General features: G+C 59.4%; 17 protein-coding genes and 1 pseudogene. 7 read left to right on the forward strand and 11 right to left on the reverse strand.

Annotation, left to right across the window (positions count from 1 at the left end):
- Positions 1-320 (forward strand): annotated as a pseudogene (locus ACP5J3_RS06390) (heavy metal translocating P-type ATPase); the annotation flags it as partial.
- Positions 321-325: 5 nt separating this feature from the next.
- Here ACP5J3_RS06390 and ACP5J3_RS06395 read toward each other — a convergent pair.
- The 7 genes from ACP5J3_RS06395 to ACP5J3_RS06425 form a co-directional block, all read right to left on the reverse strand.
- Complete coding sequence (locus ACP5J3_RS06395) at positions 326-1447, reverse strand: AAA family ATPase (RefSeq protein WP_428494908.1); 1122 nt, start codon at positions 1445-1447, stop codon at positions 326-328.
- Positions 1448-1722: 275 nt separating this feature from the next.
- Positions 1723-2991, reverse strand: coding sequence for an MFS transporter (locus ACP5J3_RS06400; protein WP_428494909.1), 1269 nt, complete (start codon positions 2989-2991; stop codon positions 1723-1725).
- 136 nt (positions 2992-3127) lie between these two features.
- Complete coding sequence (locus ACP5J3_RS06405) at positions 3128-3598, reverse strand: PaREP1 family protein (protein WP_428494910.1); 471 nt, start codon at positions 3596-3598, stop codon at positions 3128-3130.
- A gap of 29 nt (positions 3599-3627) precedes the next feature.
- A complete protein-coding gene (locus ACP5J3_RS06410; RefSeq protein WP_428494911.1) occupies positions 3628-4710 on the reverse strand; it encodes a DUF1646 family protein in 1083 nt (360 codons plus the stop codon).
- A gap of 241 nt (positions 4711-4951) precedes the next feature.
- On the reverse strand, positions 4952-5404 hold the full coding sequence (locus tag ACP5J3_RS06415) for a hypothetical protein (RefSeq protein ID WP_428494912.1): 453 nt from the start codon (positions 5402-5404) through the stop codon (positions 4952-4954).
- A complete protein-coding gene (locus tag ACP5J3_RS06420; RefSeq protein WP_428494913.1) occupies positions 5388-5906 on the reverse strand; it encodes a DUF6036 family nucleotidyltransferase in 519 nt (172 codons plus the stop codon). Before ACP5J3_RS06420 ends, ACP5J3_RS06415 begins: the two co-directional genes overlap by 17 nt.
- Entirely contained in the window at positions 5903-6412 is a 510-nt protein-coding gene (locus tag ACP5J3_RS06425) for a DUF996 domain-containing protein (RefSeq protein WP_428494914.1), read from the reverse strand. Before ACP5J3_RS06425 ends, ACP5J3_RS06420 begins: the two co-directional genes overlap by 4 nt.
- Before the next feature lie 138 nt (positions 6413-6550).
- Here ACP5J3_RS06425 and ACP5J3_RS06430 point away from each other — a divergent pair, with 138 nt between their 5' ends.
- Positions 6551-6964 (forward strand): HEPN domain-containing protein, encoded by a 414-nt coding sequence (locus tag ACP5J3_RS06430; RefSeq protein WP_428494915.1) that lies wholly within the window; start codon positions 6551-6553, stop codon positions 6962-6964.
- Complete coding sequence (locus ACP5J3_RS06435) at positions 6934-7308, forward strand: nucleotidyltransferase domain-containing protein (RefSeq protein ID WP_428494916.1); 375 nt, start codon at positions 6934-6936, stop codon at positions 7306-7308. The genes ACP5J3_RS06430 and ACP5J3_RS06435 overlap by 31 nt, the downstream gene beginning before the upstream one ends.
- Before the next feature lie 208 nt (positions 7309-7516).
- Here the strand turns inward: ACP5J3_RS06435 and mntA are convergent, their stop codons facing one another.
- From mntA to ACP5J3_RS06455, 4 genes are read right to left on the reverse strand one after another with little or no spacing between them, the layout of a single operon-like run.
- On the reverse strand, positions 7517-7870 hold the full coding sequence (mntA, locus tag ACP5J3_RS06440) for a type VII toxin-antitoxin system MntA family adenylyltransferase antitoxin (RefSeq protein ID WP_428494917.1): 354 nt from the start codon (positions 7868-7870) through the stop codon (positions 7517-7519).
- A 20-nt stretch (positions 7871-7890) separates the two neighbouring features.
- Positions 7891-8241, reverse strand: coding sequence for a HepT-like ribonuclease domain-containing protein (locus ACP5J3_RS06445; protein ID WP_428494918.1), 351 nt, complete (start codon positions 8239-8241; stop codon positions 7891-7893).
- A gap of 29 nt (positions 8242-8270) precedes the next feature.
- The gene (locus tag ACP5J3_RS06450; RefSeq protein WP_428494919.1) at positions 8271-8534 is read right to left on the reverse strand and encodes a hypothetical protein; all 264 of its coding nucleotides are present in this window, start codon (positions 8532-8534) and stop codon (positions 8271-8273) included.
- On the reverse strand, positions 8462-9037 hold the full coding sequence (locus tag ACP5J3_RS06455; protein WP_428494924.1) for a hypothetical protein: 576 nt from the start codon (positions 9035-9037) through the stop codon (positions 8462-8464). The genes ACP5J3_RS06450 and ACP5J3_RS06455 overlap by 73 nt, the downstream gene beginning before the upstream one ends.
- A 50-nt stretch (positions 9038-9087) precedes the next feature.
- Between ACP5J3_RS06455 and ACP5J3_RS06460 the strand changes: the two genes are divergently transcribed.
- The 4 genes from ACP5J3_RS06460 to ACP5J3_RS06475 form a co-directional block, all read left to right on the forward strand.
- A complete protein-coding gene (locus ACP5J3_RS06460) occupies positions 9088-9927 on the forward strand; it encodes a hypothetical protein (protein WP_428494920.1) in 840 nt (279 codons plus the stop codon).
- Positions 9905-10954, forward strand: a complete 1050-nt coding sequence (locus tag ACP5J3_RS06465) for an anthranilate synthase component I family protein (RefSeq protein ID WP_428494921.1) — start codon at positions 9905-9907, stop codon at positions 10952-10954. The genes ACP5J3_RS06460 and ACP5J3_RS06465 overlap by 23 nt, the downstream gene beginning before the upstream one ends.
- Positions 10955-10975: 21 nt before the next feature.
- Positions 10976-11266, forward strand: coding sequence for a hypothetical protein (locus ACP5J3_RS06470; protein WP_428494922.1), 291 nt, complete (start codon positions 10976-10978; stop codon positions 11264-11266).
- 7 nt (positions 11267-11273) lie between these two features.
- On the forward strand, positions 11274-11492 hold a 219-nt coding region (locus ACP5J3_RS06475; RefSeq protein ID WP_428494923.1), incomplete at its 3' end, for a hypothetical protein.

The following is an 11492-nucleotide window of genomic DNA, read 5'->3' on the forward strand; positions in this document are numbered from 1 at the left end:
ACGATGCGCCGGCACTGGCCACGGCTGATGTGGGTATCGCGGTGGCGGCAGGCACCGAGGTGGCTAAGGAGGCTGGCGACGTGGTGGTGAGGAAGGGGGACTTGGCCAAGGTGGTGGAGTTTCTAGAGCTGTCCCGCAAGATTGTGAGGAACGCCCGGTTTAACCTCTTCTGGGCTTTTGTATACAACGCCGCGCTTATACCAGTGGCGGCCGGCGTCTTCTACCCCGCTCTCTACCTCCGCCCGGAGCTGGCGGGGCTGGCCATGGCGCTTAGTAGCATATCCGTCACGCTAAACGCCCTGCGGCTTAGGAGGGCGTAGACGCTTTATCTAAGGTACTTCTCCACGGCCCTCCGTACTATTGGGTCTGCGATGGCGTAGTGCTCCCCCGTCTTTTCGAGGATTCCCATTTTGACGAGGTGGCGGATTAGCTCTGTGAAGTTCTTGTCGTCGATCTCGGCCCCCTCCTGGGCCTCCACCGCCCTCTTGATTTCCGCCCACCTCATCGGCCTTAGAGCCGCGGCCTTTAGTATGGCGCGGTATCGGGCCTCTGCTCTAGACTTTACGAGGAGTTTCTCCAGCTCGGCCGCCTCCTGCCGCGCGGCTGTGTCTGCAATCTCTTCTAGACTGCCTATGCCCGATGACCTCGCCCATCCGTAGTAGGTAAGCCAGCCAATAATTCCATCGAGGAGATCCACAGCCTCCTCCAACTCCCGTTCTGGCGGGCGCATCCCGGCCTCGGAGAACCCCCTCCTGAGGAAATCCAGCGCCTGTTCTCTGGTGAGCCTCTTCATTTTAATCTCAACCACGGCTCTTCCATACAGCGGGGACTCGGGATCCCCGAGCCTCAGAACGTCGTGGACTAGGCCCACCTCTGAACCTGTGACGATTACCACAATGTTGGGCAGGTTGTCGTATATATACGCAAGCAACTTCGCCACGCCTACCCCCAGCCACCTGAGCTCCTGCACCTCGTCTATTGCGAGAGCTACGCGCCGTCCGGCCTCCTCGGCGGCGCGGTTCACCGCTTCGAGCAACGCGGCTAGGTCTGCCCTCCCCCTCCCCCAGCTTAGACTTACAGAAAGAGTTGGTAGCGAGACAGAGACTCCACTTATCGAGCCCAAGGCGCGGATTAATTTTCCTTTCAGCGAATCTTCGCGTCTTAGGAGGTCTGTAAGGGCTCTGCCCAGCTCGGCGGCGAAGCCACGGGCCGTAACGCGGCCGGCGGCAACCGCCGCCCTTCTAACGTCTATATAGATATGCGGCACGTTGAAGCTGTTGAGAAAGCTCTTCACCAGGCTTGATTTACCTGTCCTCCTAAGCCCCAGCACGGCGGCTACGCGGCCCGTCTCGTATACGAGTCTCAGCATTTTAATCTCTTCTTCAAAATTGTAAAGCTCGTCAAGAGACTCCTTTGGCTCTAGCTTGAAGAGAGCTGGTACAACCACCAGTTACTGGTGGTGCCACCAGTTAAAAACATTAAGAGCCGTAGCAAAGCGGCGGCATTAAGAGCGCCCCACTCTGCCCATCGCCTTCTCCGTGATGAACATCTCTATTAAGGTGCCAGGTGGCGGTGCTGGCCGCGGGCCCTTGTTGAGAGGTCTGTATCAGCGTGAATAAGGACGTTGCGATCATTAAAAGGCGACCAGCTTACTTATAATCATATTACTTGAATCGTGATGAAGAGATGAAACAGTTGTTCTTAGTTATTGCCCGGGTTTCGCTAGGCGAGCTGGCGCTGGGCGGTTTCAGGTAGCCACTTAAGCGCCACTACCAACGCCACCGCCACTACGGCGTAGGTATACAGCAAGACCCCGGCCAGCGGGTTGTTAAACACGACGCCGAGGGTCTGGACGATGGAGGGGGTGAAGCCGCCGAATAGGCCAATCCCGATGTTAAACGCCAGCGACATGCCGGTGTAGCGCACCCTCGTCGGGAAGAGCTCAGCCAGGGCGGTCCCCAGTACGCTGAAGGTGAAGGCGGTGGTGAGGATAAGGACAAATATCAAGAGGGAGGCCAGCGCCACGCTTCTGACACCCGCCAGGGCGTAGTAGATTGGGTAGAACACGGCGAGCCCCATGACGAGCCCCGCCATGTATATCCGCCTCCTCCCCACCCTATCCGCCATGTAGGCATTTAGTATGTAGAAAGGCAGTTGGGCAATAGAGGCGGCGCCCACTGCCATGTTTGCATCCACGGGGTTCCACTTAAGGGCGTTGGTTAAGTAGGGGAATATGTAGCCAGTGGCGGTGTAGGCCATGACCGCGTGGCCAGCCGCCACGGCTATGCCCACCAACATGTACAGCGGGTGCTTGGCAAACGCCTCCACGATGGGTATCCTGGAGATGTTGCCCTCTGCCTTGATCTTCTCGAATAGGGGGGTCTCGGCGAGCCTCAACCTAAGCCAGAAGCCGAAGAGGGTGAGCACGATGGAGACTAGGAACGGCACCCTCCAGCCCCACGCCTCGAAGTCGGCCTTGGGCAGAGTAAAGGCTGTGGCCACGAGGGTGAGGGAGGAGAGGCCGAGGCCGAGCGGCGGCGTCGCCGAGAGGAAGCCGGCGTAGAAAGCCCGCTTGTCCTGCGGCGCGTGTTCCAGCACGTAGGTCACGGCGCCTCCGAACTCGCCTCCAAGCGCAACGCCCTGCAATATACGTAGAGCCGCCAGGAGGATGGGGGCCATTATCCCTACCTGGTCGTACGTCGGGAGGAGGCCTATGAGGAAAGTTGAGGTGCCCATGAGTAGGAGGGTGGCGAGAAACGTGGTTTTCCTCCCCACGCGGTCGCCGAGATGTCCAAAAACAGCGGCGCCGAGGGGCCTCACGACGAACCCAGTTGCGAACACCAGCCAGGTGAGGATAACGGCGGCGGCTGGGTCCTCCTTCGGGAAAAATTTAGCCGCGATGTAGGGGGAAATAGAGGCGTAGGCAAAAAAATCATACCATTCAATCAACGTGCCGATTGTAGAGGCTGTGACTACAAATCTTAGAGACATAGGAACCAGATGTATACAAAATTAAAGTATTGCCATATATAGAAGTAAGTAACATATTGTTAAGTTCAGCTTAAGAGAGGCGTATAGGAGGCCTCCCTCAGCGGCAAGAAGAGGCCTCCATATAAAACTTGAGGCTCTACTTCTTCACCTGCTTAGCTAGATTAACAAGTTTCTCTATGTATGGCAGATCGCGGCTAACCTGCTGGCTACTAAGCCTCGCATCGTGAAACCCCTCCACATGTAGAAACCACGCAACTCTCCACCAAAGCCTCACCTCTTCGCCCACCACCCTAGACGCCGAGTCGACTGCTTGGAAAAGCAACTGGGCGGTCCAGCGGCCGTACTCACCCGCTCTCTCTGCCTCCCCGAGCCCCAGCGCAGTAGCCAGCGCCTTTACAGCCTCCTCAGCCGCCTTGTACAGCTTTTCGCTTGCCTGCACAGGATCTTTTTCAACGAGCTCTCTCCCCTCGTTAAGGAACCTCTCTGCTAGCTCTAGATGTGCCGCCGCGCGGCTATTTGGGTCAAGAGACAGCGCTTTTGAGATAAGGTCTACTAAATCAAGGCCTTGTCTCCTCGCTTTTTCCAGAAGAAAAAGCGGAATCTCCACAACTTGACATATCTCACTATTTTAATAACTTAAGCGGGCTGTTGCGGCTGTTGTATAAATGGTGGGTGCGGCGCGAGAAACAAGACGTACATGCCAACGGCGGTGAAGACGGCGAGGCCTATTGGGAGGGCCAGCTTTATCCACTCCTTGAAGCCTATCTTCAACACGCTTGCCAGAACTATGTTGGGCACGTTTCCCGGCACGGTGAAGCCCCCCGCCAACACGAGCGAAATCAGGAAGCTGCGGAGCGTCTCCACAGCCATGTCGGGGCTGACCAGCGCGGCCACCAGCGTGGCGTTGTCCGCCACGGCGGACAGAGTGCCGAATACGTACAGCACCTCTCTGCCGAGCCCCGCCACGGCCTCGGCCATTGGCTTAAAGAACTCCCCCAGTAGGGTGAGGGCGAATATGAAGATGAAAACCCTCGCGGCTCTGAGGAGCACCTCTCTCAGCTCAGGCTCGTAGGGCTTAATCTCGATCCCGCCCGCCCCCACCCTCTTGAGGGTTAGATATGCGTACAGCGCGAAAAACGCCACCACCACAGCCACTACGTCTAGGAGGACCTCCACTAGGTAGAAGAAGCCCTGCCTCAGCTTAGCCACGGCGATGGTGGACAGCGGCTCGCCTAGCGGCAACAACGCGGCCCCCGCGCCGATTGCGAAGGCGCCGTAGACAGCCGCCCTGGCCTTGTATGCATGCGGAGCGTTGGCGAAGCCCAGTAGCTCGGCCAGCACCGCCGACGCAACGATGGCAGAGATGACGCTACTAGACATCCCGAGGATCAATATGAGTAGCGCAATAACAGCCGGCTTAGCTAAGGCCTCTGCCCAGGCGGCGAGCCTGTTGCGGAAGGCGTAGAAGACAAGCCCCGCGGCGAGGACGACTTGAGTAATGCCAATTGGCAAATACCCCAAGCCCGGCTGGTAGACGGCCACCGGGTGGAGAAGCGCCTCTTTCAGAAGGTCCCAGCTCCACAAACCAGCCAGAGACACGCCGGCGGCACCCACGGCGAGAAAAAACAGCTCAATATTATGCTCCACCTTCTTCGAAACAAGAGGCGGCACCACTAGCACAACGAGGAAGACTATCTGGAGGAGATGCTCCAACGCCACGGAGCGGCCGCCGGGCCCCCCTTTAAAAAGTTTACTCCAACCGCCACCACAAGTTCGCGACATTCGAGACAGAGCGCACACACCAGGGGGTTGCACAGGCTAGACGGGGAGCTTACTATACGGGGTCGCACGATGCAGAGGAACCTCCCGCTCATGTCGGCCATCATGGACGCTGGCTAGGGGGATGCCGGCGGATGCGCCCCGACGGCCGTCTAAGGCTTGACACGCCATGTGTCGTTACCTATACAGAACGCCCTTGTTCACGTCGGCACAAGTCCTCCTCTACGTATCTCGGCAACAGCTTTAGATACTTCGAGCCGGGGCCGTGCTCAGCGATGTGTCTAAGCGCCTCGTCGCATGTCTGTACATACAGCCCACAGCGGAATCGCACGCCAGTGACTAATCCCTCAACTACCTCGGCCTCTTTGCCCAGCCTAGTTCCGAGGGAGACGCGGCCCCGCCCCCTCCAGACACGTAGCGAGGTTTTCGCAACCCTCTCCACCACGGTATCGAGCGACGGGCATACGAACTGGAGATACGGGGGGTGAAATGGAAGGGGAAGCGCCGTACCTAAATGGGCGGCGAGGGCAGACCAGCCAGCCAGGGCACAGCCCTCCAAGACATATATAGCCTCGGCCGACAGCTTCACAGCTCCGAAGAGCAGACACCCCCCTTCTCTAAAGGCGAGTACCATGCACCCTCCGCCAAATCTTCCACAGCTCCCTATCCAGACCTGCCTGGAAAGCCCTCCTCCTGAGGTAAGTCAAGTCGAGGGGTAGCCTGAGGAGTTTCTTCAAGTCTTCTACGTCTTTACGCTCGCCGCTTGCAAGCTTCAGGATAACTAGATCCTCCGGAGATGGGATAAAGACGCCTTCTGCCTCTCTACACCTAGATATAAACTCGCTGTCTAGGATAAGGGGCGCGTAGTTTATGTCTACGTGGACGCCCGCCGCGTCGACGTATAGCCCCCACTTCCTCCACTGCACAGCGTAGCCAGCCTCCCTCAACGCTTCGGTGAGCCTATCCCTCACCTCTACAGTAAACGGCTGATCTATAGCCAAGTCCCAGTCGGCCGTGTGCCGCACCACGCCGTAGAACTCCAGAGCCCGGGCCCCAATTAGAAATACTCTAAACCCCAAAGAGCGGCATATCTCCACAACCCTCCTGACGCTGGGCGGCAACTTCAGCTCTGTCATCTAGGCTGGAACTTCGCCACGAGCAACCCCGCGCCCACTAGCAGATAAGCCACGAAGATCAGGATGAGCCCCACGGCGATCACGGCGAGGAAGGAGCCCCACCAGTACAGGGTATTGGCCACTGAGAACAGCCTCTCGCCGGTTGAGCCCTCAAGCGCCTTGAGCACCGGGCGGAGGCGGTAGGCCGAAGCCACTTGCAGAACCCACCCGGCTACCCACGCCGCGGCGCCCACAGCCAGGGCGAAGCCAGCCGCGGGGAGAGACCAGAGGCGGTAGAAGCGCTCAAGCGAGAAGCCCAGCGCCATGTGGGCAATCCCAAATGCGACGGCGGCTAAGATCGCATATACAAGCCACTTAGATAGATCCGCCCCGCCCGCCCGTAGCTCGGAGAGCCCGATGTATAACAGCACCGCGCCTACGATCACCGCGGGCCACCCGGCGAAGAACCCCGCCGCCGCGACGAATGCCCCCAGTCCCCCCAGCACCTTAGCCAGATCGGGATCCATAACCAGGGATGTCCACGAGATTAAAAACCTGTCCTGTGGACGACACGGCGCCACATGCTGGACCGCCTCCAACAGCGTTGGTAATGCGTAGCGCCGGTTAAATGGGTCAACTATATATTATTCTGGCCTCTGCAGTTTGTGGATGCCGGGGAGTTTACCAGATGGATAGCCATGGCGGAGAGGACCTTGTCCTCTGCCGTGGGCGATGCCGAGCGGGGCGACTTCAACTGGGCTTGTTTTAAGGCGCATCAAGCCGCCGAGTTCGCACTCAAGGCCCTGCTGTACGGCGTAGGGATGCCCGCCAGGGGGCATTCCCTAACCCACCTAATCGCCGGGGTCAGCCGCCTGGTGCCGGTGAGTGAAGACGTCGTGGAGCTGTGCAGGCTCCTCGACAAGTTCTACATACCAACGAGGTACGTGGATGCCTGGAGCGAGGGGTCGCCATTTGAGTACTTCTCCCGCAGAGACGCAGACGCGGCTATCAAAGCCGCCGAGGAGGTCATCAAATTCGTGAAGGGAGTATGGAGGTCTTTAAGTGGAGAGAGGAGTTGAAGAGGCGGGCGTGGGAGGCGGCTGAGCGGGTGGCCGCGTCGGTAGAGGGCACAGTACTCCTCGTGGGCTCGTACGCCAGAGGAGACTACGGAGAGGACAGCGACATAGATGTCCTAGTGGTTGGACGCTTCTCCGAGCCTCCCCACCGGAGGCTAGCCGGGCTAAAGACGCCGCCCGGTGTAGAGGTAATAGCGCTGAACCTAGAGGAGGCGCTTAAAGTCGTCGAGAGGTGCTACCCCCTAGCCCTCGACATTGCGCTGGGGGTAGTCATCAAAGACGACCTCGGAGTAGCCCAGCAACTCATATCCACAGCAAAGCACTGCACCGTCCAGAAGCGCCTCTAGATGCTGAAGGGAGCGAATTTCAAATTTTAACCTCACCTACATGCGATACGTTAAAACCACATAAGTTCTTAGCGGATCTCCTCTTTACTGCGGCGCGCTGTCCTGCGCTGAGTGCTTCACCGCGGCATACGCCATATGACACAGTGACCGTGTCGCCAAAAATCTGTGTGAATGGCAAACGCCTCCCTAAAGCGAGGCTTAAGCGTAATCAGTCAAGGTAGCTCGCGGCGTAGTCTAGATACTCTAGATACGACTCGATCTCCCACCGCCTCCGGAGAGCTTCGTCTGCCGAGTAGATAACCACGCCGTCTCTAAGCACTGTGTAGATCAAGTCCAGCCCCGCCGCGTCCAGCGCAACCACGTCAACCTCAACCCCCAGAACCCTCGACAGCTCCGCCGCGAGCTCCGCCTCGTCGACGACCGTGACCTCTCTGCCGAAGTAGACAGCGACGTCCCAGTCGCTGTCCTCCCGCCCCAGCCCCCTAGCCCGGGAGCCGAAGAGGTAGGCGAACTTAACCCCAAACCTCCTAAACACCTCGGCCGCGGATCCCCACTCCACCACGGGATCGATCCCCCGATCCTTTATAAACGACCTGACGGAGGCGAGGACGCGGGGAGCTCCTCCAGCGCCCTCCTCCTCATCTCCGACAGCTCACGGGCCTCTACCTCCCTATAGGCATGAGCCAATGCGTTCCGCATCTTAACAAAGGGGGCGAAGCCGGGCGGCAACACGCCCCTCTCCTCAGCCTCTAAGACAAGGCGGGTGTACGACGGCGGCTTCCTCCAGCCCAGCTCAGAGAAGAGAACCGCCAGCGCGTCAAGCACGTACTGTACGGCGGCGTAGAGATTCCACCGCAACACATCCACGTCGCCGGCAGACTCAACACGCCTTATCCTCAACTCGGCGTCCTCCAAAATCCTCAAAATCTTCACACCCCCAAACCCCGCCCAGTTTTTATAAGCTAGGCGCCCGGCGGCTCCCTCCTAGGCCTGCGGCGCCTCATCTCCAGTATCTGGAGATACGTCTCGCGGAAGAGGGGATCCTCAAGCCTCCTCCAGACATATCTATAGAAGCTGTTTATGAAGTCCACATAGGAGCGCCAGTAATCAGGGTCGTTTCTCGCGGCGAGCTCAGCGAAGTACGCCACAACCTTCAGATTGTGCTGTAGGTTCCGCCTCCGCTCTCTCTCAAGCTCCTCAGCGACACCCCCATACGCCTCGCCCACGCCTCAAGCGACTCCTCACTTAATAAACCCTTCGCCTTCCCAAATCTGTAGATATAAACCGCGTCCTCGATATCTTTGTCAGATCCCAGCCAGAGCTTGTAGGCAATTTGAAGCTCCAGAGGCGATATGTAAAACACAGCCCCGCCAACCCGCGCCTCCACTCTATTCTCCAGGGCGTACCGCTGGTAGAAGCTACGCGGCGGCTTAACTTCGAAATTCGGCAAAAGCCGCGGAGGCTTATAAAACCTCACCGAAGCCTCTCTAAACTCTGCGTCTATATACGCCGGGATCGAAAGCGGCTTAAAACCGCACCTCTCCACACGCGCCGCAACCTCCGATCCGGATCGTGCCTCCACTATTACATCAACATCGTCAGTCGACCGGGCACGCCCTAAGAGAATAGCCACGTACCCCGACACTATGACGTACCTGACCCCCAGACAGTTTACAAACTCCGCCACGAGACTGTCAAGCTCGTCGAGCTCTCTATCCAGCTCAATCATCACAGGCGTGTGTAGGGGGAGAAATTTATCTGTAGTATGAATCTGCCCCCGTGTGTACGCTCTACGGGAGGGAGGGATACCACAGCCTTTTCCTCCGCCCAATCGCGGAGCAACTGGGTTGCAGACTTGTGCAGATGGACTACCTGTCTCTCTACAGGCGGTACAGAGAGGGGACCCCCGGCGTGTACTACATCGAAGACGTGTGGTACATCCACGGGAGAGCCCCAAGGCCCCGGCACCAGACGCCGCCCGCGCTGGCGGGGCTGGCGGGCAGGCTGTGGCCTGTGCTGGGGAACGTCCAGGTGTTCTACACAGACGGCACGGCGAACTACGTCTCAGAGGCGCCGTGTGGACGAGCTGGCTTGCTGGCCAAGAGAGGAGAGCCCCTCGTCACAGACCTATTGCTCCCCCTCTACCTCGAGCTGGGCGGCGCCGCTAAGGCCCTCCAATATGCAAAACGATTGTACAAATGCGGCCTCCCGGAGTCGCCTGCCCAGCTGGCCGAGGGCATACGCTCCGGCGTGTACAAGGCGGCTTACTTCTGGCTGGGGTGGGCCCCCGACGTCAAGGCCAGGCCGAACCCGGTGCTGGGGAGGGCCGTCGCCGGCTTCTGGGGGCTAACCGCCGTCGGCGTGGAGGCGGACTTCCCCGACTCCTATGCCTACCCCCCGCCCTATCTAGACGTGGACTGGGGGCCCTACCGCCACAACAGACACCTCGTCGAGTCCGCATACCCCCTCCGCGGCCCCCAGTGGATGAGTTACGTGGAGGCGGCGCACCCAGTGGTCGAGGCGTATCTAACCGGCGCCATATCGCTGGAGAAGGCGGCGGAGCGCCTAGAGGCGGGCTTGGCCGGCGCGCTGAATTATGAGGGGCAGGGCGTACATTAAGACGCCGCTTCTCGAGCTGTACATCGAGGGAGAGGTCGAGACAGACATCAGCCGGGTGGAGAAGGCCAGATCACCGGCGGTTGGGCTGTTCGCCTTCCACGCCGTGTCCCACTTCGACGGCGTCGAGGCTAGGCGGCGCGAGGGGTGGCCAGCCGCCGTCTTCATAGTGGGGCGCCCCACGACGCCTACACTACACAGCGGCGACGTGGCGCTGAAGGAGGAGGACGGAGTGGACTGCGAGGAGTACCGACGCGCCTTCGCCGAGGCGAAAGCCGCCCTGGAGAGGGGGGAGCTCTTCCAGCTCGTTCTGGCGAGGCACCGGAGGTTCGCCGACGCCGCGTCCCCCGACGCCGTGCTGAAGCGGCTGGCCCGCCACATGGAGGGGAAGTACTACTTCTTCATTCAGTTCGGCGACTTCTGGGTCGCCGGGGTTTCCCCCGAGACTCTTGTGACGTCGATGGGAGGCTGGGCGGTGAGCGGGCCAATCGGCGGGACCAGGCCCAGGGGGCGCGACGCCGCGGAGGACGCGGAGCTGGAGAGGGAGCTGGTGGAGAGCGTCAAGGAGAGGGCCGAGCACCTAATGCTCGTGGACTCTGTCAGAAACGACATGGGTAGGGTATGCCGGTGGGGGACAGTGGCGGCGGACAGAGTCGCCGTCGTGGAGAAGTACAACTACGTCCAGCACCTGGTGTCTTACATAGAGTGCCGCTTGGACAAGTCCGCCACCCCCCTCAAGGCGGTCCAGGCGCTGAACCCGACGACCACAGTCACCGGAGTCCCCAAGCCGAGGGCCATCGAGTACATAAACAAGCTGGAGAGGGAACCCAGAGGCCCCTTCACCGGGTCTATAGGCGCCGTGTGGCCGGGAGGCGCCGACTTCGCCGTAGTCATCAGATCTCTCTACGGCGAGGGAGACGCTGTGTATGCATGGGCCGGGGCAGGCATAGTCGCAGACTCGCGGCCAGACGCCGAGTGCCGGGAGACCGAGGTAAAAATGGCCCCCCTACTACGTGCAGTACAAACTTAAATTTCCACATTCAGCGGTTTGGTGTGGTTTTCAAATACACCTGGGGTTACGTATAGCAACGGTCCGGCCGCTACGCCGCCAGCCGTCAAGACTTACTACGACATGAGAGCTGAGGTGGTAGCCGTGAGAATTAGAGAAGGGGAGCCGAAATACGTCGCGGTGGGCCGCGGGAATTTCGTCATATACGGCGACGATCGCGGCGTCTGGGCCGTGGAGCTGGAGGTCAAGGAGTGGGAGGGCGTCGATGCAGTTGTTAAATGCGGCGGCAAACCTCGCCTTTTAGGGCGAGGTAAGGTTTTTAGCCGGCGTTAATTTAGAGATGGTGGTTGCGAGATCCGTCGCCGTCCCGCTTCTGCTGGATGGCAACCAGTTCCTCGACTTTCTTGAGCTTGAAAAGGCGTATAGAAAGGCAAAGAAGGCCGTAGTGGAGCACCTAGTCCAGACGTATGGGGGAAAGAGGGCAAACTTCTTCAAGGTGTGGCATGAGGTTAAGGATCTTGTCAAGCAGACTGGGCTGCCGTTCGCCTACCAGCAACAG

The organism is Pyrobaculum sp., from assembly GCF_049971835.1.
Taxonomy (GTDB): domain Archaea; phylum Thermoproteota; class Thermoprotei; order Thermoproteales; family Thermoproteaceae; genus Pyrobaculum.